The organism is Ruegeria alba (genome assembly GCF_022321465.1).
Taxonomy (GTDB): Bacteria; Pseudomonadota; Alphaproteobacteria; order Rhodobacterales; family Rhodobacteraceae; genus Ruegeria_B; species Ruegeria_B alba.
The window spans coordinates 67,189-87,877 of record NZ_JAKOEM010000001.1 but is presented as its reverse complement, the minus strand read 5'-3'; the positions used below and the strand labels follow the sequence as shown (position 1 = coordinate 87,877).

General features: G+C 61.0%; 23 protein-coding genes and 1 pseudogene. 6 read left to right on the top strand and 18 right to left on the bottom strand.

Annotated features, from left to right (window positions below; translation table 11 throughout):
* Window positions 1-183: 183 nt before the first annotated feature.
* From MB818_RS00435 to MB818_RS00410, 7 genes are all read right to left on the bottom strand, one after another.
* Window positions 184-1,206 (bottom strand): branched-chain amino acid ABC transporter permease, encoded by a 1,023-nt coding sequence (locus MB818_RS00435; RefSeq protein WP_234136376.1) that lies wholly within the window; start codon window positions 1,204-1,206, stop codon window positions 184-186.
* A 67-nt stretch (window positions 1,207-1,273) separates the two neighbouring features.
* Window positions 1,274-2,032, bottom strand: coding sequence for a branched-chain amino acid ABC transporter permease (locus MB818_RS00430; protein ID WP_234136375.1), 759 nt, complete (start codon window positions 2,030-2,032; stop codon window positions 1,274-1,276).
* Window positions 2,033-2,082: 50 nt separating this feature from the next.
* A complete protein-coding gene (locus MB818_RS00425) occupies window positions 2,083-2,745 on the bottom strand; it encodes an ABC transporter ATP-binding protein (RefSeq protein WP_238903449.1) in 663 nt (220 codons plus the stop codon).
* Between the two features lie 50 nt (window positions 2,746-2,795).
* The gene (locus tag MB818_RS00420) at window positions 2,796-3,365 is read right to left on the bottom strand and encodes an ATP-binding cassette domain-containing protein (protein WP_255699784.1); all 570 of its coding nucleotides are present in this window, start codon (window positions 3,363-3,365) and stop codon (window positions 2,796-2,798) included.
* Between the two features lie 38 nt (window positions 3,366-3,403).
* Window positions 3,404-3,565: an ATP-binding cassette domain-containing protein gene (locus MB818_RS21935; RefSeq protein WP_255699783.1), complete on the bottom strand. Its 162-nt coding sequence runs from the start codon at window positions 3,563-3,565 to the stop codon at window positions 3,404-3,406.
* A gap of 321 nt (window positions 3,566-3,886) precedes the next feature.
* The gene (locus MB818_RS00415; protein WP_238903997.1) at window positions 3,887-4,591 is read right to left on the bottom strand and encodes an ABC transporter substrate-binding protein; all 705 of its coding nucleotides are present in this window, start codon (window positions 4,589-4,591) and stop codon (window positions 3,887-3,889) included.
* Window positions 4,570-5,340: an arginase family protein gene (locus MB818_RS00410; protein ID WP_234175993.1), complete on the bottom strand. Its 771-nt coding sequence runs from the start codon at window positions 5,338-5,340 to the stop codon at window positions 4,570-4,572. Before MB818_RS00410 ends, MB818_RS00415 begins: the two co-directional genes overlap by 22 nt.
* Window positions 5,341-5,559: 219 nt before the next feature.
* Between MB818_RS00410 and MB818_RS00405 the strand changes: the two genes are divergently transcribed.
* On the top strand, window positions 5,560-6,072 hold the full coding sequence (locus MB818_RS00405) for a hypothetical protein (protein ID WP_234166282.1): 513 nt from the start codon (window positions 5,560-5,562) through the stop codon (window positions 6,070-6,072).
* The gene (locus MB818_RS00400) at window positions 6,072-6,278 is read left to right on the top strand and encodes a LuxR C-terminal-related transcriptional regulator (protein WP_234237207.1); all 207 of its coding nucleotides are present in this window, start codon (window positions 6,072-6,074) and stop codon (window positions 6,276-6,278) included. The genes MB818_RS00405 and MB818_RS00400 overlap by 1 nt, the downstream gene beginning before the upstream one ends.
* A 238-nt stretch (window positions 6,279-6,516) precedes the next feature.
* Here MB818_RS00400 and MB818_RS22030 read toward each other — a convergent pair.
* The 6 genes and pseudogenes from MB818_RS22030 to MB818_RS00380 form a co-directional block, all read right to left on the bottom strand.
* Window positions 6,517-6,711 (bottom strand): annotated as a pseudogene (locus MB818_RS22030) (cupin domain-containing protein); the annotation flags it as partial.
* Between the two features lie 18 nt (window positions 6,712-6,729).
* On the bottom strand, window positions 6,730-6,852 hold the full coding sequence (locus MB818_RS21930; protein WP_255699781.1) for a hypothetical protein: 123 nt from the start codon (window positions 6,850-6,852) through the stop codon (window positions 6,730-6,732).
* Between the two features lie 86 nt (window positions 6,853-6,938).
* Window positions 6,939-8,180, bottom strand: a complete 1,242-nt coding sequence (locus MB818_RS00395) for an acyl-CoA dehydrogenase family protein (RefSeq protein ID WP_238903447.1) — start codon at window positions 8,178-8,180, stop codon at window positions 6,939-6,941.
* 29 nt (window positions 8,181-8,209) lie between these two features.
* Entirely contained in the window at window positions 8,210-9,757 is a 1,548-nt protein-coding gene (locus MB818_RS00390; RefSeq protein ID WP_234136367.1) for a class I adenylate-forming enzyme family protein, read from the bottom strand.
* A gap of 23 nt (window positions 9,758-9,780) precedes the next feature.
* Window positions 9,781-11,151 carry an acetyl-CoA carboxylase biotin carboxylase subunit gene (locus MB818_RS00385; RefSeq protein ID WP_234136366.1) on the bottom strand — a complete coding sequence of 457 codons (1,371 nt, stop codon included), beginning with the start codon at window positions 11,149-11,151 and terminating at the stop codon, window positions 9,781-9,783.
* A gap of 7 nt (window positions 11,152-11,158) precedes the next feature.
* A complete protein-coding gene (locus tag MB818_RS00380; protein ID WP_234136365.1) occupies window positions 11,159-12,715 on the bottom strand; it encodes an acyl-CoA carboxylase subunit beta in 1,557 nt (518 codons plus the stop codon).
* Window positions 12,716-12,864: 149 nt separating this feature from the next.
* Here MB818_RS00380 and MB818_RS00375 point away from each other — a divergent pair, with 149 nt between their 5' ends.
* Both MB818_RS00375 and MB818_RS00370 read left to right on the top strand, forming a co-directional pair.
* The gene (locus MB818_RS00375; RefSeq protein ID WP_234136364.1) at window positions 12,865-13,089 is read left to right on the top strand and encodes an acyl-CoA carboxylase biotin carboxyl carrier protein subunit; all 225 of its coding nucleotides are present in this window, start codon (window positions 12,865-12,867) and stop codon (window positions 13,087-13,089) included.
* Between the two features lie 43 nt (window positions 13,090-13,132).
* Window positions 13,133-13,873 carry a GntR family transcriptional regulator gene (locus MB818_RS00370; RefSeq protein ID WP_234136363.1) on the top strand — a complete coding sequence of 247 codons (741 nt, stop codon included), beginning with the start codon at window positions 13,133-13,135 and terminating at the stop codon, window positions 13,871-13,873.
* Here MB818_RS00370 and MB818_RS00365 read toward each other — a convergent pair.
* The 4 genes from MB818_RS00365 to MB818_RS00350 are packed head-to-tail and all read right to left on the bottom strand — an operon-like array spanning window position 13,870 to window position 17,723.
* Complete coding sequence (locus MB818_RS00365) at window positions 13,870-14,775, bottom strand: amidohydrolase family protein (RefSeq protein WP_234166279.1); 906 nt, start codon at window positions 14,773-14,775, stop codon at window positions 13,870-13,872. The two genes, MB818_RS00370 and MB818_RS00365, sit on opposite strands and share 4 nt — an antisense overlap.
* Before the next feature lie 58 nt (window positions 14,776-14,833).
* Complete coding sequence (locus MB818_RS00360) at window positions 14,834-15,877, bottom strand: TRAP transporter substrate-binding protein (protein ID WP_234162396.1); 1,044 nt, start codon at window positions 15,875-15,877, stop codon at window positions 14,834-14,836.
* 45 nt (window positions 15,878-15,922) lie between these two features.
* Entirely contained in the window at window positions 15,923-16,435 is a 513-nt protein-coding gene (locus MB818_RS00355) for a TRAP transporter small permease (protein ID WP_234136360.1), read from the bottom strand.
* A gap of 1 nt (window position 16,436) precedes the next feature.
* Window positions 16,437-17,723: a TRAP transporter large permease gene (locus MB818_RS00350; RefSeq protein ID WP_238903446.1), complete on the bottom strand. Its 1,287-nt coding sequence runs from the start codon at window positions 17,721-17,723 to the stop codon at window positions 16,437-16,439.
* Window positions 17,724-17,874: 151 nt separating this feature from the next.
* Between MB818_RS00350 and MB818_RS00345 the strand changes: the two genes are divergently transcribed.
* Together MB818_RS00345 and MB818_RS00340 are read left to right on the top strand one after the other, a co-directional pair.
* Window positions 17,875-18,864 carry an NADPH:quinone oxidoreductase family protein gene (locus tag MB818_RS00345; RefSeq protein ID WP_234136358.1) on the top strand — a complete coding sequence of 330 codons (990 nt, stop codon included), beginning with the start codon at window positions 17,875-17,877 and terminating at the stop codon, window positions 18,862-18,864.
* Window positions 18,865-18,873: 9 nt separating this feature from the next.
* Window positions 18,874-19,902 carry a phosphotransferase gene (locus tag MB818_RS00340; RefSeq protein ID WP_238903444.1) on the top strand — a complete coding sequence of 343 codons (1,029 nt, stop codon included), beginning with the start codon at window positions 18,874-18,876 and terminating at the stop codon, window positions 19,900-19,902.
* Between the two features lie 56 nt (window positions 19,903-19,958).
* On the opposite strand, the gene MB818_RS00335 is transcribed toward MB818_RS00340, so the two are convergent.
* Window positions 19,959-20,672 (bottom strand): FadR/GntR family transcriptional regulator, encoded by a 714-nt coding sequence (locus tag MB818_RS00335; RefSeq protein ID WP_234137010.1) that lies wholly within the window; start codon window positions 20,670-20,672, stop codon window positions 19,959-19,961.
* Window positions 20,673-20,689 lie beyond the last annotated feature (17 nt).

The following is a 20,689-nucleotide window of genomic DNA, read 5'->3' as shown; positions in this document are numbered from 1 at the left end:
CGGGCATCACCGTGTTGCCCTGTGCGTCAAAGCGGCGTGTGTCGGGGCCTGCCATCGCCGCGATCTTGTCCCGCCCGCGCACCGCCAGGATTGCCCTGCCCCGCAGGGCGACGGCTTCGGCGCGCGGAGCGGCTGCATTCATGGTCAGCACTCGGCCGTTTTCGATGATGACATCGGCTTTGGTCATGGCTTCGACTCTTCTTCGTTTTTCGAAGCCTTTCGGCCCAGCATTTGGCGAAGCTGCCGCACTGACCCGGCCAGCCCCTTGGGCATCACCACGACAAATACAATCAGCGCTACACCGAGGATGAGATCACGTGCATCGCCCATACCCTTGGAAAATTCGATGATCAGCATCATCGTGCCCGCACCGATGATCGGCCTCCAGGTCGATCCGATGCCGCCGACGACGACCATCGACAACACGAACAGCAGCGTCGAGAAATCGAACAGGCTGGGCCCGGCGGCGCGGAAATGCCCGGCATAGGTCGCCCCGGCCAACCCGTTCAGAAAGGCCGAAATGGCAAAGGCGGCAATCTGGTATTTCCGGCGGTCGATGCCGCGACTGCTGGCATAGCCAACATTGTCGCGGATCGCGCGAAACGCCAGCCCCAGCCGCCCGTGGATGATCACGACGATGCCCAGGATCGTCACCGCAAAGGCCAGCAGAGCGACATAGTAATTCCCCAGAATCCATTTGCCCCGAAGCACTTTTCGGAACCCGAAATCCTCGAACTGCGAGAAACCCGCCGCCCCGCCGAACGTTTGCTGGCAAGAGTTGCGGACCATCGTGAAACACTCGGTCTCGGTGATGATCAGGACATGAACCATTCCAACGATGGCATAGGTCAGCAGGGCAGAATAGGCCCCCGTCAGGCGCAGGCAGGCCAGCCCGATGAAAAACGCAAGGATCGCCGAAACGATGGCTGCCAGCGGCAACGCCGCCCAGATCGAAACACCAAGATAGGAAGTGCTCATGGCGGCGGCATAGGCACCGGTGGCGAAGAACAGCATCTGGGCCAGTGAAAAGACGCCGGCATGCCCCATCAGCAGGTTCCAGTTCATTGCGACCATCGCCCAGAGAAAGAACAGGATAACCTCGCCCAAAAGGTATCGCTGCGTCATGATCAGGGGCAGCGCGGCAAAGCCCGCGACGATCAGCACCGACACCAGAAGATGCCGTTTCAAGGAATGTGACTGGTTCATAGACGCACCACCCTTTCGCGGCCAAACAGCCCTTGTGGCCGCCAGATCAGGAGGAGGATGACCAGCATCAGCATGGTCGGAAACCCGAACCGCCGCCGAAGTAACACCCGATCGCTGCCTCCAGCAGCGCGAGGCCAAAGGCGCAGACACCCGCGCCCCAGACATTGCCCAGCCCGGCGACCACGCAGATCACGAAGGCCTTCAGCAGTGGGTCATCCCCCATCTGCGGCGAAAGCGTCGACTGTGTCGAAATCATCAGCCCCGCGACCCCGGCCAGCATCCCCGCCAGTGCCATGACCTGCAAAAACTCCGTGTCGGCCTTGACCCCCATTAGCATCGCGGCTTCGCGGTTCATCGCCGTCGCCCGGATCGCCCGACCAAAGCGGGTGTTCATCAACAGCCACGCCGTCCCCAGGATCAACGTCAAGGCCACCGCAACATTGGTAAGCGCCTGAAGCGTGATGCTCACGCCGCCAAGCTGGGCAAGGCCCTCGACCCGGACGACCTGCGGATAGAGGTATCCGCCATAGATCTTGATCTCGATGTCCTGCAACACGACCCCAAGCCCTGCGGTCGCGACCATGACGTTCAATCCGAAATCCGGCGTGCCCAGCATGAAGCGCATAATCAGAAGATGCGTCAGCACACCGATCAACGCGCCTGCGACAATCGCGGCCACAAACCCCAGAACCAAGGGCAGTTGAGACGCATTCGCCGCCGAATAGGCGACATAGGCGCCCAGCGTCATGAACAGCCCATAGGTCATGTTGAACATGCCCAACGTGCCAAAGATCAGCGACAGCCCGACCGAGGCCAGCGCATACATCGCGCAAGGGTCACGCCGGTAAAGAAAATCTGGATGAGCACATCAATGGGTCAATGCCCTCCAAGATATGTCTTGAGAATGTCGCCCGAGTCCCGCGCCTCGGCGGCGCTGCCCTGCCAGACGATATGGCCAGCATCCATCAGGCAAAGCCGGTCCGCAAAAGGCATGAGTCGGCTTGGGTTTTCCTCGACCTCCAAAAACGCCTTGCCACGGCTGCGCAACTGGTCCAGCGCGACATAGATCTGTTCGATCACCAGCGGTGCAAGGCCCAGCGACGGCTCGTCCAGCATGATCAGCCGCGCATCCGACATCAGGCCACGCCCGATCTCCACCATGCGCCGTTCGCCCGCAGACAGGCCGCTGGCAAGTTGATTGCGCCGATCCTTCAACTTGGGGAACAGCTGATAGGCATCGGCCAGACGCTGGGCGATCTCGGCCTTGTCCGACGCCAGATAGGCGCCCATCAAAAGGTTGTCCTCCACCGTCATCTCGGTGAAAAGCTGATCGCCTTGCGGAACGTGAAGCAGACCGGCCTCGACGCGCTTTTGCACCGACATCCGGCTGACGTCCTGCCCTTCGAATGTGATCTTGCCTTGGCGAAGAGGAAGGTAGCCGGAAAGTGTTCGCAACAGTGTTGTCTTGCCGTGCCCGTTGGGGCCGGTCAACGCCAGCACGCCTTGCTGTGGAATCTCGATTGAAACGCCGTTTAGCACGGGCCGGTTCAAGTAGCCTGAAACCAGATTTTTACACGATAACAATTGGGTCATGCCGCGCCTCCAAGCCCGGCGCTGCCCAGGTAAACCTCGGCAACGGTCTTGTCATTGGCCAGCCCACCGGGCGTTCGGTCATAGATGATGCGGCCCAGATGCATCATGACTGCGCGGTCCGCGACCGCGGTCAGGAAACGCATGACATGTTCGATGAAAACCAGCGTCATGAAGCGTGATTTGAGCGTGAGCATCAGTTCGATCAATTCATCAATCTCGGGCGGCGTCAGGCCGCCAACGGGTTCGTCCAGCAACAGGATGTCCGGCTCGCTGATCAGGGCCATGGCGATCATCAGTTTCTTTCGCGCGAGGATGGGAATGCCCGCAACCGGTTCCGACGCGATGTCGGCCAGCCCGACCTCTTCCAGAAGCGCCTGTGTTGCCTGGCTGTCGGCCCGCGCCGTCAGCAGCCATCCCCCGGCGCCGCGGCGCCCTAAGGCGCGCGCGGTCAACAGGTTTTCAAACACTGTCATGTTGTCGAACCCGGAATTCAGTTGGAATGTCCGCGCCATGCCAAGCCGGCACAGACGATGCGGGGCAAGACCGGTAATATCCTGACCCTGCAAGCGAATTGTTCCGTCGGTGGTTCGCGTCAGCCCGCTGATCAGATCTGAAAAGTTGTTTTCCCCGCTCCGTTGGGGCCGCCGATGCCGATAACCTCGCCACGGTCGACGGCGAATTCCACCCCGTCGACCGCGGCAAGGGCTCCGTAGCGCTTGGTCACGCCACGGAGCTCGAGGAAGCCATGTGCATCTTCGGCCGTCAAAGCCTCAGCCCTTCAACCAGGGCGGCATCTTGAAGCCGGCCTTCTTGTAGGGCGGCGGGGCGATCAGCACGCCATCTTCCGCCTTGTCGAAGATCTGGCGGAAGATATGCGGCATGCCGAGGCTTGGGTCGTTGATTTCGGTCGGATTGCTCCAGGCCGATTGCGTATCGGCATGGAACGCATCGTCCCCACCGGCCCGCGATAGATCAGCGACCGCAGGCGGTCAGCAACAGCCTTGTTTTGCACATCGTCATAGGGCGCGCCCGGCCCACCGGCGAGAGCGGCGGCAATGGAATAGGCATAAAGCGCCGAATAGGTCTGTCAGCCGCTGGCAGTCGATGACAGATCGCCATGCCGTTCCTTGTAGGCCTTGGCGAAGGCGTCGCCCATTTCATCCTGCAAGGTGCCAAGCACTGTCGCGTAGGTCACACCGACCGAGTTGTCCCCTGCAATGTCGCGGAACGCGGCCAGCGAAGCGCCATATTGCAGATAGACAAGACTGTTCGTCGGGTCGGTCATGAACTGGTTCATGAACAGCGCCTGATCCTGCGGATAGAAGTGCGTGACGACGATCACCACCGGGGGATCGGCGCGCAGCTTGGCCAGGGTCGGTCCCCAGTCGGATACCGGAATGGCCACCGTTTCATTGAGCGAGACATCATAACCATATTCACCGGCCTCATCGCGGATGGCATTGGCGATGTTGACCGAATAGATGCCCGGCCCGGTGATGATCGCGATCATGTCGTTGGGTCGGCTGAATTCTCCATTGTCCTCGATATCCTTGAGGAACTTGAGGAAGCCGCCGCCATACAGCGTCTCGGGCGGATCGTACTGGAAGGTGCCCCAATACCGGTCGGGATCGGATTTCGCCAATTCGTTATGCACGGCCACGGTGTTGGCATGCATCGCGATGATTCCGGCATCGGCGGTCACGTCATGCAACGCGGTGCCGTTTTCCAGGTTATAGCCCGTAATCAGGGCGCTGGCGTTGTCCCGGTCGATCAGCCGCTGGGCGGACTGGATGACAACATCGCCCCCCTTGCTTTGCGTGTCGGCAAAGACCAGCTCGATCGGACGGCCGAGACATCATAGCCGCATGGCAATACGATCAGTTCGGGCGCGAATGCGTCAAGTGCTGGAATGACGATCTGTTCGAAGGCTTCGCGATAGGCGCCCGAACCCGAACCGGGTGGCAGCAGGACGTTGATATTGCTGTTGCCCGCGCCCTTGAGCCCGATACCGCCCGAATCCAGCGGAAAAAGGTTGTCCTGATGTAGCGATATGGTCAGCACGCCGGGATCGTCGAGGAGTATGGCCTCGGTTCCGTTGCCGTGATGCACATCCCAGTCCACAACGGCGATCCGCGTGAGACCATAGGTCTTCTGGACATGCCGAATGCCCAGAGCCGCATTGGCGAAAAGACAGAAGCCCATCGCCGCGATGGCTCCGCCCACTGCCAGGCGCGCAATCTCAAGACTGGCGGGACCAGCCGGGGTCAACTCGCCGGCATCGCCGCCACCCCGTTCGCAGACCGCCGACAGGTGATCGATATGACTCTGCGGGTGGACCGTCCGGATGACTTCGTCCGAAGCGGGTTCCGGCCTGACATGTGAAAGGTGGTCCCACAGACCGGTCGCCAGAACCAGGTTCTGAAGACGACGTTTGGTTTCAGGGTTCTCGAAATGCTCAGCTGGCTGAGCGGTCAGACTGGGGACCATAAACCCGCACCAATTCTGGGTATCATGCCAATAGTAGAGCTCGGATGTGATCAAGGCAGTGTTCCGCGCACAGGTCGTGTTCTTGTGATGCAGAACGCCATCCTCCCTCTGTCGGGCTTTCAGCGGGGAGAAGTTTCAACAATACTACCAGAGGAGTATTGCAGGCGGAAATCTATGGTGATTAGGAATTATTCCAGAACGGAGGACGAAAAGATCCTGCAAGGAAGTTCGAAAGAGTACGAATTCTTCGGTCGCCTGTGTGCCGTGCGAACGATGGACGAGTTCGCACGCGAGGTAGTGCCGTTCTGCCGCGAAGTCTTTTCGACGCAGAGTGTTCTGGTGCTCCGATTCCATCGCGCCGCCACGCCCGAGCCGCTTTTCAGATGGGTTATGGAAAACCGCCTGGAAGTACTGTTCGACCGCGACTACACCCAGTTCGATTATATGCTCGACCCGTTTTACAAGCTGGCCCTTGAAACCGAGAACTGGGTGGCGTGTCCGCTTCGGGAAATCGCGCCGGACCGCTTTGAAACAAGCGAATACTATTCCAAGTATTTCGGGCCGATGGGATTGGTCGACGACATGGGTTTCGTCGCCCGCCTCGATGACGACACTTCGGTGAACTTTTCAATCGGCCGACACTCCGGGAAACGCCGGTTCAGGGCCAGCGAGATCACTCGGTTCAGGGCATTGTCAACCGTGCTCGTGCCAAGCCTGCTATCGGTCCTGATCACGCCTACAAAGCGGGATGCCGATACTCCGATCTCGCTTGAACACCGCTTCTAATGGTTTCCCGGAGCGGAGAAGAACAAATCTCCGTTCGCGAGGCCGAAGTGGCAGCCCTGATCGTGCAGGGCCATTCCAGCCGTGCCGTCGGCTACAAGCTCGGGATATCAAGTAACACGGTCAAGGTGCACCGGCGCAATCTCTACAAGAAATTGAACATTTCATCTCAAAGCGAACTGTTCGGGTTGTTGACCCAAAATGCATGACTGAAAGTCAGGGATCTCGGTAAAGCGTTTCGAGATTGATTTCGGGGGCGGGTCGATCTCGACAATCCGGCGATATCAAAAAGTTACGAGTTCTGCAGAAGATCAGAGAATTTAACCTGCTTCGATGCACAAAAACCGCCTGCCCAGGGAGCGGGTTGTTCGGCAGATCAAATCGGATTGCCCGGCAGGAATTGGTTAAAGGTAGGCAATGCAGAAACGCTCTTTGATCAAAGCAAGGTCAAGTTTGCCGACCTTGTTTTGCCGGGACGTTTCGGCCCAATTCCCCAGGGGAAAACCAGCGGATCAGCTTTGCCTGCGTTTCTCTGACATTCTTCGGGTAGTGCGAAACGCCGCTTGGGCAATGCACCGTATCGCCGGGCCCAAGAGTGTAATGCGCATCACCGATCCTGACCTCAAGCTGTTCTTCGATGGTGTGAAAGGTCTGATCTTCTCATTTGTGATAGTGATCGGGATTGAACGCGCCCGGGGCGATGACGCCGTTGCTGATGACATGTTCGGCGTTCGTCGCGTCCCTGCCAACCACGAGCCTGGTGAACTCGTTCCCGGCCATCATTTAGTTCTTGCTGTTGTTCCGGCCGGTCAAGACGGTTTGTTTTCGCTTTCCGGCCTGCACGCGGTTATCGCTTCATCGCCTTGCGTTCAGGATGCGACAGCTCGAATATCTCTGCCAAGGCGCCCGGCGGCGCGTTTGAATTCGGATCGTGCCACGGCGCGACGGTGCACTTCGTCTGGCCCATCGGCCAACCGCAGCGCGCGTTGCGCGGCATACATCCACGCCAGCGGCGTATCTTCCGACACCCCCGCTCCGCCAAAGGCCTGAATGGCATCGTCGATCACCTTGGCCGCCATGTTGGGTGCGGCGATCTTGATCATCGCGATCTCGTCCTTTGCTGCCTTGTTCCCGACGGCGCCCATCATCCAGGCCGCCTTCAGGCAGATCAGGCGGGTCATCTCAATCTCGAGGCGCGCATTGGCCACGCGTTCCTCCCAAACCGAATGCATGCCGATGGCCTTGCCGAAGGCATTGCGCGTCAGCAGGCGCTCGGTCATCAACTCAAGCGCGCGCTCAGCCGCCCCGATCGAGCGCATGCAGTGGTGAATTCGCCCGGGGCCGAGCCGCCCCTGCGCAATCTCGAAACCGCGACCTTCACCCAGAAGCACGTTGGAAATCGGCACACGCACATCCGTCAGCGAGACCTCCATATGCCCGTGTGGGGCATCGTCATACCCGAAGACCGGCAGATACCGTTCGACAGTCACACCCGGCGTGTCGGCGGGAACCAGAACCATGGATTGCTGGGAGTGAACAGAGGCTTCCGGATCGGTCTTGCCCATCACGATGAAAATCTTGCAGCGCGGATCACCCGCGCCCGACGACCACCACTTGCGCCCGTTAATCACATACTCATCCCCCTCGCGACGGATGTTGCATTCGATGTTGGTTGCGTCAGACGAGGCCACATCGGGCTCTGTCATGAGAAAGCCAGAGCGGATCTCACCATCAAGAAGCGGGCGCAGCCAGCGGGATTTCTGGGCCTCGGTTCCGTAAAGAAAGAGGGTTTCCATGTTGCCGCTGTCCGGTGCGTTGCAATTGAACGCCTCAGGCGCAATGTGGCTGCGGCCTGTCAGCTCGGCCAGTGGCGCGTATTCCAGCACCGACAAGCCAGCACCAAACTCGACATCGGGCAGGAAGAGGTTCCACAGCCCTGCGGAACGGGCCTTGGCCTTCAGGTCTTCGATGATCGGCGGCACGTGCCAACGCGTGGTCGCGGCGCGGTGCTGCTCATGGTAAATCGCTTCGGCGGGGTAGACATGTTCTTCCATGAAGGCCGCAAGGCGTTCCTGAAACTCTTTCGCCTTGGCAGAAGGTGCAAAATCCATTGTGGTCCTCTTTTGTTTCCGGGCAGGGCTCAGCTGCGCGCGGCCAGTTCGGCAAGTTGCATCCGGTCGACCTTATCGACAGGCGTGCGCGGCATCGCGTCGATCACGCTGACCCGCTTGGGCACTTTGAAGTCGGCCAGCCGCGCTTTGCACCAGCCTGTGATGTCGTCACTGGTCAGTGGGGAGGCCAGCTCGACAAAGGCATGCCCTACCTGCCCCCATTGTTCGTCATCGACGCCGAGGACCGCCGCGGCACGGATGGCCGGGTGAGCCTCCAGTGCGATCTCGATCTCGCGCGGATAGACATTGAAGCCGCCGGATTTGTACATCTCCTTGCTGCGCCCGCAAAAGACAAGGTAACCATCGTCACGGATCTTGGCCAGATCGCCCGTATGCAGGAAACCATCGGCGGTGAACGCCGCCGCGCTGGCCTCGACGTTGCCGAGATAGCCCGCAAACGGGTGCGGGTGCCTGATCTGCACTTCACCCTCTTCGCCGTCAAGCAGGGGCTGGCCGCTCTCATCCGCGATCCTCAGCTCCAGCCGAGGGTCGGGTTTGCCGGTGGTGTTGAGCAGGATCTCGACATCCCGCGTCGGCGGCGTGAAGACGATGGGGCCGTTGCTTTCGGTCATCCCGTATTGCTGGGAGAAGACGGCATCCGTCGCATTCAACAGCTTACGCAAAACGGCCTCGTTGATCGGCCCCGCGCCCCAGCTGATCGCCTTGACCGAAGACAAGTCGGACGTTGCAAAATCCGGGTGCTCGACCAGCCGCGCCAACATCGCAGGCACCCCGCTTATGATCGCCAGCTTTTCCTCGAAAGCCGTCTTGAGCGTGGCGCCGGGATCAAATTGCTCGGACAGGATCATCTTGCCGCCCGACGCCATGGCAACGCCGATACCGCTGGCCAGTGCGCCGATATGGTTCACTGGCAGGTCAATCAGCTGTGTCGGCTCGGGCAGGTTGAAGCGGTCAGTGTGCAGCGTGTGCGAACGGAAAGCGAGACCGGCATGGGTGATTAGCGCCCCCTTCGGCTTGCCGGTTGAGCCCGAGGTATAGATCACCACCGACGGGCTGTCCGGTTCGAGCGTTCCGGAGGCCTCGCGCCACCGGCGCAGCACCTCATCGTATTGCAGCTTCTCGGGGAGAGCCTCGGGCGCGAAGGCAGGTGCAAAGCGCAGAACGCTGATACCTAGATCGGTCTCATGACTGGCCAGATCGTCCGCAAGGTCGCGCTTGCCGATGCGGGTCATCGACATTAGCACCTTCACGCCTGCGTCCGCGAGGATTTGCGCCTGCTCGCGGCGCTGATAGCGCGGGTTGATTCCCATCCACGTCGCGCCGATGAGCCAACAGGCAAGCAGCGACAGGATCGCTTCGGGACGGGGTGGAAACAAAGCCGCGACCCGATCGCCCTTCTGCACGCCCTTGGCAAACAGCACCTCTGCTAATGCGGCTGCATGCCCAGCCATGTCGCCAAAGGAGATGCGATGCGCACCAAACACCAGCGCTTCCTTGTCGGCCCCGGCCTCCAGAAACGGCTCCAGGGCATGAAGAAGCGATCTTGGGGGTCTCATGGTCATCCTCGTTTGTATGGCTCTCAGCCCGATTGCGCAGAAAGAAGGGCGTCCAGGTGCGTGTCGATGAAACCGGTCCAGACCTCGCCGCTTCGGAAGGTCGGGTTCGAGGTGATCGCGATCAGGAAATCGCGATTGGTCGCCAACCCCTCGACATGGGTCGCGCGCAAAGCCGCGTTGATCCGTTCCAGTGCCTCGTCGCGACTCTCGCCCCAGGCGATAATCTTGGCGATCATCGGGTCATAGAAAGGGGTAATCGTATCACCCTCGCGCACGCCAGTGTCCACACGGACTCCCTCCAACCCGTCAGGCAAGGAAAACCGCTCCAGCGTTCCAGGGGAAGGCAGGAATTTCTTTTCAGGGTTCTCCGCGTAAAGACGGCACTCGACGGCGTGCCCGTTTGGCGCACGACCTCCCAGGTCGTCGTAGATGTCATCGCCAGCAGCCAGCCGAAGTTGCGCGGCGACAAGATCGGTGCCCGTCACCAGCTCGCTGACCGGATGCTCGACCTGAATGCGGGTGTTCATCTCCAGGAAGAAGAATGCGCCGGTGTCGGCATCAAGCACGAACTCCACAGTGCCCGCGCCACTGTAATTCACCGCGCTCGCCAGTGCGCAGGCAACCTCACCCATGCGAACCACGATCGCGCGGTCAAGCTGGGGCGCGGGGCTTTCCTCGACCACTTTCTGAAAACGCCGCTGGAGCGAGCAATCGCGCTCGTGAAGATGTACGGCGCGGCCATCGCCAAAGCCGAACACCTGTATCTCGATATGCCGCGCGCGGGCGATGAACCGTTCGAGAAAGACCGAGCCGTCACCAAAGCTGCGCGCCGCGGCAGATTGCGTGCGTTCGGCGATCTTACGTAGCTTGGCCGGATCGTCCACGCGCTGCATCCCGATGCCGCCGCCGCCCGCCGTGGCCTTGACCAGAAGGGGAAAGCCGACAGCATCGCCCGCCGCTTCCAGCCCGTCCAATGCTCCCTCGGCAAAGCTCTCGGAACCGGGTAGAACAGGCACACCCGCCTTGATCGCAAGCGCGCGGGCACGGCCCTTGTCGCCCATATCCGCGATGGTGTCGGGTGCGGGGCCGATCCAAGTCAGGCCGGCATCCGCAACGGCGCGGGCAAAGGACGCGCTTTCCGACAGGAACCCATAGCCGGGGTGGATTGCCTCGCCCCCGGTTGCCTGGGCGGCTTCGATCAGTGCCTCGTGTTTGAGATAGCTCTGGGCCGCGGGCGGCGGGCCAAGGCACACGGCCTGATCGGCCATCTCGACATGCAGCGCCCCGGCATCGGCCTCGGAATAGACGGCGACCGTCTCGATCCCAAGCGATCGGGCCGCCCGGATGATACGGCAGGCAATTTCTCCTCGGTTGGCAATCAACAATCGCTTCATGGCGTCCTCACATCCGGAAGGTGCGGCCCTTGGGGCCAAGCTGATCGGCGATCAGTTTCCACGCGTCGTCCAGCCAGTCATTGAGCAGCGCGCGGGTGTCACGCGGGTCGATAATGTCGGGGATGCGAAACTTCTCGGCCGTCAGGAAGGGCGATTCCATGTGGAAGAAATGGCCCTCGATCTCGGCCAGCCGCGCGGCCCTAGCCTCTGGGTCGAGCGCATCGAGCTCCTTCTTGAACGCCGCTTCGGCCCCGCCATCCACCGGGATCGAGCCCCATCGGCCAGAGGGCCAGGCATAATGCAGGTTGATGCCCTGAACCCGGCCGAACGTGCTGCCGGCAAGCCCATAACAGCGCCGTGTGATGATCGCACACCACGGCACCTGGCTTTGCTCGATCGCCATGCAGACACGGACAGAGCCTTTCACCGCACCGCTACGTTCGGCGTCTGGCCCGACGATGGTTCCGGGCTGATCAACCATATGCACAATGGGCAGATGGAACGTGTCACACAGGTCGATGAAGGCTTCCATCTTGGCTGCCGAGGCTTTGGTCATCCCGCCGCCATATTGCATCGGATCGGTGGTGATCACGCCGACTGGGCGCCCACCAAGGCGCGCGAAACATGTAACGATCGAACGACCATAGCCCTTGGTCAGCTCAAAGACCGACCCCTTGTCGAACACCATGTCGAGAATTTTGCGGGATTTGTAGACCTTGCGCTTGTCGCGCGGGATGATCTCGATCAGCGCATCCTCGCGGCGATCCTTGGGATCGTCGCTTTCGATGACGGGCGGCATCTCATAGACGCTCGACGGCAGGTAAGACAGGAACTTGCGCACCATCTCAAAGGCCTCTTCCTCGCTCTTGGCCTCATTGCCCATCACGCCGCTTTCGCGGGTATGGATTTTCGAGCCGCCCAGATCCTCCTTGTCGACCTTGATACCCATGCCGCGTTCCACCACCGGCGGGCCACCGGCAAACACCTGGCTGGTGCCCTTGACCATGACCGAGTAATGCGCGGTGGCCGCCTTAATCGCGCCCAACCCGGCGCAGGGGCCAAGCGCCAGGCCGACAATGGGGATCGTGCCCATCATCCGGGCCAGGTTCCATGTCGGATAGGCCGGCAGCTTCGTCGCGGCGTTCTGGTCCAGGATCTTCACGCTGCCGCCGGCGCTTTCGACTAGCCGGATCAGCGGCATCCGCATCGCCTCGGCGTAGTTCTCGGCATAGATCCACTTCTCGGACACGGTCGCCTCGGACGAGCCGCCCCGGATCGTCCAGTCATCCCCGTCGATCGACACCTTGCGCCCGTCGATCGTGCCCGTGCCGATCACCGCATTGGCGGGCGTGACATCGACAAGGTTGTGATCCTTGTCATAGGTCGCCTTGCCGGTCAGCGCGCCAAGCTCGCGGAAGCTGCCTTCGTCGACCAGCATGTCGATCCGCTCGCGCACGGTCAGCCGGCCGGCATCGTGTTGGCGCTTGACCGCCTCTGGGCCGCCCAATGCCCGGGCGATCTCTCGGCGCCTGTTGATCTCGTCAACTTCCTTTTGCCAGCTCATGGTGCGCTCCGTGATGTCTCGTCATGTCCTGTATCCTCCGAGACTACACAAAATAAGATTGTTGACAATAAGAATGATTTGAAAAGAATGATTCCACCCTCCGCGCGCAGCCGACCGCTCGCGCGTCACTGGATCATGGAGTCAACCTGATGAGCGAAGAAACGATCGAATCCGAAATCGCCGGAACCGTCTGGAAAATCGAGGTGAAGGTCGGCGACACCGTCGAAGAAGAGGACGTTCTGATGATCCTCGAATCCATGAAAATGGAAATTCCCGCCGAAGCCACTTGCGACGGCACGGTTGCCGAAATCCTTGTGCAAGAGGGCGATGGCATTTCCGAGGGACAGGCGCTTGTGCGCATAACGCCGAGCTAATAGAGTCGGCCCGGCTGCATCTCGCAGGCGCAGGGACGCGGAAATGTATCAACAGACCACAGCACTTCACCGTGCCATGCTTGCCTCGCTCCGACCTTCACTGGCCGGAGGCAGCGAGGCCTTGTCGATCTCCGAGCAGATCGCCATGCAGCTCGCCGACGAGATCGTGAACGAGAAATACAACCCCAATGACCGCCTTCAGGAGATCGGAATTTCCGAACGCTACAAGGTCAGCCGTGGCCCCGTGCGCGAGGCGCTGCGCATCCTGGAAAATGCCGGTCTCGTGACAATCGCGCCCAGGCGCGGCGCGATCGTGACGCAGCTGTCCGTTGAAGAGGTTGCCGATGTGTTCGACATCCGCGCCGTCCTGTCCGGGCTGGGCGCGCGGCGGCTTGCCGAGACACGCAGCAAGGACGACATCAAGATGCTGGAGCGTCAGCTTTCCGAGCTCAAGAAGCTCGCCAAGAAGTCAGGTTCCACGGCGGCGGCGGATTACGTTCATGCCGTGGTCGAGTTCGGCCTGTCGATCAGCGAGGCGTCAGGTAACACGCGCCTCAACTCGCTGGTGACGCTGCTGTTCCACCAGACCCTGCGCTATTCGCGCTTGGGCTTGTCCTCGCCCGAGAGGCGCCAGAAGTCCTGCGAGAACTGGGCCGAACTGGTCGATCACATCGCACAGGGCCGTGGCGAGGCCGCCGAACAGACGGCGCGCCGCCTTGTCGAGCAATCCAAGGTTCACGCGATACACCTGCTGAAGGAAGAGACCGACGCGGCGACCGGCTAGATCCGGTAGAACCGTTCGGCCGTCCCGATCAGCATGTCCCGGCGCTCATCCTCGGAAAAGCCCGAGATCACCTCGTCATAGGCGCGCCACAGACGCCCGTAGTCCGACATCAGCTTGTCCACCGGAAAATTCGATCCGAACATGATCCGCGCCGAGCCGAAAGCCTCGATGCAATGCAGCGCAAATGGGCGGATGCTGTCTGTCGTCCAGTTGTTGTCGACCATGCCGAAGCCGCTGATCTTCATCGACACATTCGGAAGTTCGGCCAATCGCGTGACCGCTCTACGCCAGCTTTCGATGCTTGTCTCGTCACGTTCAGCAGGCATCAACGCATGGTCGATCACGACGGGCAGATCAGGCAGGCTTTTGGCGATACCCGTTAGCGCCTCGGCCTGATGGTGGTAAATCTGCGCATCAAAGCTCAGCCCCATGTCGCACAGGCGCCTCAACCCCACGGCCCAGTTCGGGTCGACCAGGTAATCCTGCGGTGCGCGGTTGAGTTTCGGGTCGTCGTGGCGATTCAGCACCTGTCGCACACCGCGAAACCGGCCGCTTTCCGCATGCGCGGCCAGCACATCCGCCACGTCGGGCGCCGAAAGATCTGCATAGCCTACTATCGCCGTCGGCAGGTTCTCCGAGCCGACTTCACCCGCCACGGCATCAAGCCAGCGCGTCTCGCCGATCGGGTTGGAAAAGTCAAAATTGGCCTGGACATGTACCGATTTGACGATGGTCAGGTCCGCATCCCGCGCATCGGCCAGCAAATCGGCGGGCGTGTAGTTGCGCATGATTGCCGCCGTGTCGCCCCAGCCGCGGTCGCCATGGTCTTGGATATACCAGGGATAGTTCGCGCCGTTCAGCTCGACATCCCAAAGGTGATGATGCGCGTCGATGAATTGCATGGTGTCTCCGCAAGATGCGAGGCCCGCCGGGAGGAAGCGGGCCCCGTGTTGATCCGGCTTACAGCGCGCCTGCCTCCTCGAGAAGCCCGATCAGCGCTGTCTGCCCCTGCTCTTCGAGAATGCGGCGTGCGAGCGCCGGATCATAGGTGCCTTTCACCGCAACCCAGGCTTCGACGGCTCCCTTGGACCATTCCGCGAGCTCGGCTTCGGTCGGAACATAGACGGACACCTTGTCCTGCATCGCGGCGATGGCTTCCTCTTGCCACGCCAGGTCATAATTCAGTGCTTCGCTGGCGATGTCGGCGGCCACCTTGTCGATGGCTTCCCTGGCCCAGTCGGGCAGTTCGTCATAGCGCTGTTTGCTCATCATGACCGGGCGACCGCTGTACGAGCTTTCCACGCGCGTGACGAACTTGGTCACCTCATAAAACTTGGCCGCCGAAACGAAGACGTCCTGCAAATACATGCCCTGCACCACGCCGGACTGCAGCCCCTCGTAGAGCGAGGCCCAGGCATAGGGAATGGGCACCGCGCCCCAGCCCTGCACCAGATTGAACTCGGTCGGGCTCTTGGTCACGCGGATCTTGAGTCCCTTGAGATCGGAGGGCACGCGAACCTCGCGCTCGGTGTTGACCACGTTGCGGAAGCCGCCCGATGAAACCGTTGCCAGCACGTGAATGCCCATCTCTTCGGCCGCTTGCTTGGCCAGTTCATCGCTCAGCCAGTCGCGCATGATGGTCTCGGCTTCCTGCTGCCCCTTGAACAGGTAAGGCAGGTTCAAGATGTCGAACGTCTTGCCGAACGCGCCCATGTTTCCGGCCGAAACGGTCGTCATGTCGATCTGGCCTAGACCCAATTGCTCCATGCACGCGGCTTCGCTGCACAGCGCGCCGCGCTGGTGAACCTCTAAATCGATCCGGCCATCCGAATACTTCTCGAGGTTCGGTTCGATCACTTCGGTCAGAAGCTTGCCGAAACCCCACGTCGGCTGGCCGGCCACGCCGAAGACCAGCTTGATCTCGGCTTCGGCCATGGCCGCGCCGGCGGTCAGGGCAGCCAGCGCGCCGCCCAAAAGCGTTGCTTTCATCTTTCCAAGTTTCATTTCATCCTCCTTGTCTTTGGTTTGGCGCGCCCTGTGCGCGCAGCCTTATGGAAATTCCTGATCGTCCATGTGCGGGGCCTCATCCAAGGGACGGAACAGCGACAGGATCGACGCCACCAGAATGCCCACGCCCGTGATCGGCAGGATCATCAGCGGATAGGATTTCGGAAGGTTGCCCAACTCCCAATAGGAGCCGAGAATGCGCGAGGCGGCCTCGTATCCCTTTGTCAACAAGAGCAATCCGAACCCGGCAAAGGCCACGGCCCAGAGCTTGCGGAACCAGCGCCCGTAGTGGGCCGGGATCAGCTGATAGAGCGCCTCCATGGCGATGTTGGAGCGTTCGCGCACCGCGATGATGAGACCGAGGAAAACCATCCAGACATTCGCGAACATGGCCAGCGTATCGCCCCAAAACGGCGGGTTCAGGAACACGGTGCGCATGACGACGGTATAGGCGATGAACGCCACCATCAGCACCAGCATCGCGCCGCAGATCACCGGCAGGATGCGCAGGATGATGAAATCCGCGCCGTCGGATATACGCTTCAGGACAGGCATCTCACAGGAACCCCAACAAAGCCGGAAGAAAGAGCGTCAGCGGCGCCAGAAAGAGCATCAGCAACAGCACCAGTATCTCGACCGCGAGGAACGGCAGCAGGGCCGCAGCGGATTGTTCGAGCCTGCACCCGGCGATGGCCGTGGCGGTGAAATAGCAGACTCCGACAGGCGGCGTGACCGTGCCCAGGAGGAAGCCGACGACGACCACCAACGCGGCCTGGACAGGTTCGTAGCCCGCGGTCTCGCAGGCGGCGACCAGCAAGGGGCCCAACACGATGATATTCGCCGCTGCATCCATGATCATCCCCGCCAGAAGGATCAGGCCCAACAACATGAGCGCGAAGAAGAACGGCGTTTCTGCGAAGCCGAGCAGCCAGTTCTGAAGCATTTCCAGCGCGCCCAGACGGGCCAGCAACCATGTGAACGGCCCCGCGGCCGCGATGATGACGAAGACGGATGCCGACATCCGGACCGTGCGGTTCAGGGCGGCAAGGAACGAGGCTAGGTCTAGATCACGATAAACCACCGTTCCCAGGATCAGCGCCACCAGCGCGGTGATCGCCCCGGCCTCGACCGAACTGAACCAGCCGCCGAAGATGCCGACCACGAGAATGAGCGGCACGCAGAGCGCCAGCGACGCGTCCCAGGCCGCGCTCAAAAACGCGCGGAACGTGAAGGGCTCGTCGCCGCGCTCATGATCCTTGACCTTGGCGATGATCCAGGCGGTCAGCATCAGCAGCAGACCGATCAGGATACCGGGCAGGATGCCGCCCGCGAACAGCGCGCCCACCGACAGGTTGACCGAACTGGCCAGAACGATCATCGCGATGCTGGGCGGGATGATTCCGCCGATCGTCGATCCGATAGCCGTGATCGCGGCGGCATAGGCGGGCGTGTAACCCTTGCGCTTCATGTCAGGGATCATGATCGTGCCGATGGTCGCAGTGTCGGCCACCGCGGATCCGTTCATGCCCGCAAAGAACATGCTGGCCACGATATTGACCTGCGCCAGCCCACCGCGCATCCGCCCCACGATTACGCGGCTCAGACGCATGATCCGTTGGGTCACCGAAGAGCCATTCATCAACTCGCCCGTCAGCATGAAGAACGGCACCGCCACGAGCGGGAAGTGCGCTATGCCCTCGTACATCTGATGTGGAACAGTCAGCAGCGGCGCGGCGTCGGTCAGCAGGATATAGATGGTCGGCATCAGGATCATCGCCAGCGCCACCGGCGCGCCGAGCAGCACAAGCAAGACAAAACAGACCACGAGCAGAACGATTTCCATCTGGCCCAATCCCTCCCCTTTCAACACGTCTCGCGAAGTCTGCGCCTGCCGCTTGCGAAGTGCCTTTGATGAGCCTAAAGTGGAAACATAAAGATTGTCAACAATATTGGCTCAGAGCCCGACCCGCCGGAAACCAACGCGAGGAACCATGATGAAAGCGCTGATCAGCAAGACCCCCGGAGGCCCCGACAGCCTCAGCCTGGAAAACATCGCAAAACCTGTTCCCGGCAAGGGAGAAGTGCGGATCGCCGTCAAGGCGGTCGGACTCAACTTCCCCGATCTTCTGATCATCCGCGACCTCTACCAGTTCAAGCCCCCCCGGCCCTTCGCGCCCGGCTCCGAACTGTCCGGCATCGTCGAGAGCACTGGCGAGGGCGTCACGCAGCTGAAGGCCGGCGACCGGGTTCTGGCCTTCTCAGGCTGGGGCGGACTGGCCGAGCAGGCCGTGGTTCCGGAAAGCAGGGTCTCCAGAATTCCCGACCAGATGTCATTCGAGGACGCCGCGGCCTTCATGATGACCTATGGCACCTCCTATCATGCGCTCAAGGATCGCGCGGGACTTGGTGCGGGGAAAACGCTTCTCGTGCTCGGCGCATCGGGCGGTGTCGGGCTGGCCGCGGTCGAGTTGGGAAAGGTCCTGGGCGCACGCGTGCTGGCGGCGGCATCGTCCGAGGAAAAGCTGCAAACCGCGCTTGATGCCGGGGCCGATGACGGTCTGGTCTATCCGCTGGGTGAGATCAACAAGAAAGAGCTTTCCACGCGCTTCAAGGAGCTGTGCGGCAAATCGGGCGCTGATGTCATCTATGATCCGGTCGGTGGCGACTACTCCGAACCCGCCCTGCGCGCGATCGCCTGGGAGGGACAGTTTCTGGTCGTCGGCTTCCCGGCGGGCATCGCCAAGCTGCCGATGAACCTGCCGCTGCTCAAGGCTTGCAGCGTCACCGGCGTTTTCTGGGGCGCCGCCGTCGAGCGCAATCCCTCGCGGCACGCCGAGGCAACGGCGGAGCTTTTCGACTTTTACGCGGAGGGCAAGGTGAAGCCAAAGGTCGAAGTGATGCAAGGGCTCGAGAACGCCGCAGCTGCGCTCGAGAAGCTGTCGCGGCGTAAGGTGCAGGGCAAGCTCGTCGTCGGCCTGGGCTGAGACGCGATGATGGTAAAGCCCCTGCACGAATTCGACTGCTCCGAGCTCGGCTCCTACCTTGCCGCGCATGTCGAGGGGTTCGGCGCGCTGGACGACATCGAGCGTTTTGGCGGCGGGCAATCCAACCCGACCTACAAGATCACCAGCGGTGCGCGCACTTTTGTTCTGCGCGCCAAGCCCCCGGGCAAACTGCTTGCGTCGGCGCATCAGATCGACCGCGAATACCGCGTGCTACGCGCCCTGTCCGATACACCTGTCCCGGTGCCACAGGTCTATTACCTGAGCGGAGAAGCCAGCCCGCTGGGAACGATGTTCTACGTGATGGAAATGCTCGATGGGCAGATCTTCTGGGACCCTGCCCTGCCAAAGCTGGCGCGTGACCGGCGCGGCGGCGTCTACACGCAACTGACTAGGACGCTCGCCGCCCTACACGATGTCGCCCCGACGCAGATGGGCCTGCGGGACTTCGGTGCTCCAGGTGACTACTTCGCGCGCCAACTGGCACGCTGGACCAAACAATATCGTGCCAGCACCGACGCAGAGAATCCTCTTATCAAACAGCTCATCGAATGGCTCGCGGAGCATCAACCCGAAGATGACGGACAGGTCAGCATCGTGCATGGCGACTTCCGGATCGACAATCTCGTCTTCTCCAAAGACGCCTCCCGCGTGATCGGCATTCTCGACTGGGAACTCAGCACCCTTGGTCATCCGATCGCCGATCTGGCCTATTTCTGCATGTGCCTGCGCCTGCCGCAGTCAGGCCTCGTGAAGGGCCTCGGATCGGCAAATCGCGATGACTTTGGCCTGCCCACCGAAGAGAGCATTGTCGCGCAGTATTGTGTGCAGCGCGGGATCGAGCCGCCAGCGTTCTGGACTTTCGCGCTGGCATTTTCGTTTTTTCGTCTTATCGCCATTGCAACCGGCGTACTGAAGCGCGCCCAGCAAGGGAATGCATCAAACCCCAGGGGAGAGGCAGAGACGAGGCGTGCCATTGAAACGTTGACCAAGCTCGCAGGCGAGGTGATTGCAGGTTAGCGTTCTTGCGAAAATGTCTGGGCAAGACTGACCCCACTAGCCACATGCCAATGCTGTTACTCCGAAATGAAACGGCTTTCCATTTCGACTTCCTGTTGCCGCATGAGCTTCCAGGCTGTTTTCATGTGATCCCTCATGATGGCTCGGGCCTTGTCGGCCTCGCCATTGCGTAGGGCAGCGATCAGTTGCTGTTGGTGGTCGCGCCCCTGTTTCCAAAGCTCGATGTTGGGCGGAGAATAGAGGCGGCGGTAAACCGTCAGATCTGTCAGCAAGTTCACCATGAAGTCGATAACAAACCCGAGAAGTGGGTTTTGAGACTGATTTGCAAGGATAGCGTGAAACCGCAGAGATGCGACATGCTGATCGCGTTCCTCATCAAGCGTTGCCGCGGGTTCGACGTATTCGGCTGTTGTTTTCTCAAGCAGGTCAAGAGTGCTTTGGGACAACTTGCCGGCAAGTGAGGCAGCCAGTTCCGGTTCCAGAGTCAGGCGAAGTTGGTAAATGTCGCCGATGGTCAGGTCCTTGAAATAGAAATAGTTGCCCAATAGAGCCTTGGCGCGCTGTTGGCTGACTTCGTGTACGAAGCTACCGCCGCCGGGCCCGGTGCGGGTCTTGATCAGCCCTTGCGCCTCGAGAATGCGCATCGCCTCGCGGATCGTGCCTTTTGCCATGCCAAAGCGTTCAATCAGCTCGGCCTCGCCGGGAAGGCGATCACCGGCCTGCAACCCCTGCTCCACAACCCAATCCTTGATCGCTTCGGCGACCTGCACGGGGCGGCTGATCTTGG

Excerpts from the sequence above, each read along its gene's own strand:
- MB818_RS00350 (WP_238903446.1), bottom strand. The coding sequence starts at position 17,723 with ATGGAAATCGTTCTGCTCGTGGTCTGTTTTGTCTTGCTTGTGCTGCTC.
- MB818_RS00405 (WP_234166282.1), top strand. The coding sequence starts at position 5,560 with ATGGACGAGTTCGCACGCGAGGTAGTGCCGTTCTGCCGCGAAGTCTTT.
- MB818_RS00435 (WP_234136376.1), bottom strand. The coding sequence starts at position 1,206 with ATGAACCAGTCACATTCCTTGAAACGGCATCTTCTGGTGTCGGTGCTG.
- MB818_RS00395 (WP_238903447.1), bottom strand. The coding sequence starts at position 8,180 with ATGGATTTTGCACCTTCTGCCAAGGCGAAAGAGTTTCAGGAACGCCTT.
- MB818_RS00365 (WP_234166279.1), bottom strand. The coding sequence starts at position 14,775 with ATGCAATTCATCGACGCGCATCATCACCTTTGGGATGTCGAGCTGAAC.
- MB818_RS00360 (WP_234162396.1), bottom strand. The coding sequence starts at position 15,877 with ATGAAACTTGGAAAGATGAAAGCAACGCTTTTGGGCGGCGCGCTGGCT.
- MB818_RS00385 (WP_234136366.1), bottom strand. The coding sequence starts at position 11,151 with ATGAAGCGATTGTTGATTGCCAACCGAGGAGAAATTGCCTGCCGTATC.
- MB818_RS00345 (WP_234136358.1), top strand. The coding sequence starts at position 17,875 with ATGAAAGCGCTGATCAGCAAGACCCCCGGAGGCCCCGACAGCCTCAGC.
- MB818_RS00390 (WP_234136367.1), bottom strand. The coding sequence starts at position 9,757 with ATGAGACCCCCAAGATCGCTTCTTCATGCCCTGGAGCCGTTTCTGGAG.
- MB818_RS00355 (WP_234136360.1), bottom strand. The coding sequence starts at position 16,435 with ATGCCTGTCCTGAAGCGTATATCCGACGGCGCGGATTTCATCATCCTG.
- MB818_RS00380 (WP_234136365.1), bottom strand. The coding sequence starts at position 12,715 with ATGAGCTGGCAAAAGGAAGTTGACGAGATCAACAGGCGCCGAGAGATC.
- MB818_RS00340 (WP_238903444.1), top strand. The coding sequence starts at position 18,874 with ATGGTAAAGCCCCTGCACGAATTCGACTGCTCCGAGCTCGGCTCCTAC.
- MB818_RS00400 (WP_234237207.1), top strand. The coding sequence starts at position 6,072 with ATGGTTTCCCGGAGCGGAGAAGAACAAATCTCCGTTCGCGAGGCCGAA.
- MB818_RS00370 (WP_234136363.1), top strand. The coding sequence starts at position 13,133 with ATGTATCAACAGACCACAGCACTTCACCGTGCCATGCTTGCCTCGCTC.
- MB818_RS21930 (WP_255699781.1), bottom strand. The coding sequence starts at position 6,852 with ATGATGGCCGGGAACGAGTTCACCAGGCTCGTGGTTGGCAGGGACGCG.
- MB818_RS00375 (WP_234136364.1), top strand. The coding sequence starts at position 12,865 with ATGAGCGAAGAAACGATCGAATCCGAAATCGCCGGAACCGTCTGGAAA.
- MB818_RS00430 (WP_234136375.1), bottom strand. The coding sequence starts at position 2,032 with ATGTATGCGCTGGCCTCGGTCGGGCTGTCGCTGATCTTTGGCACGTTG.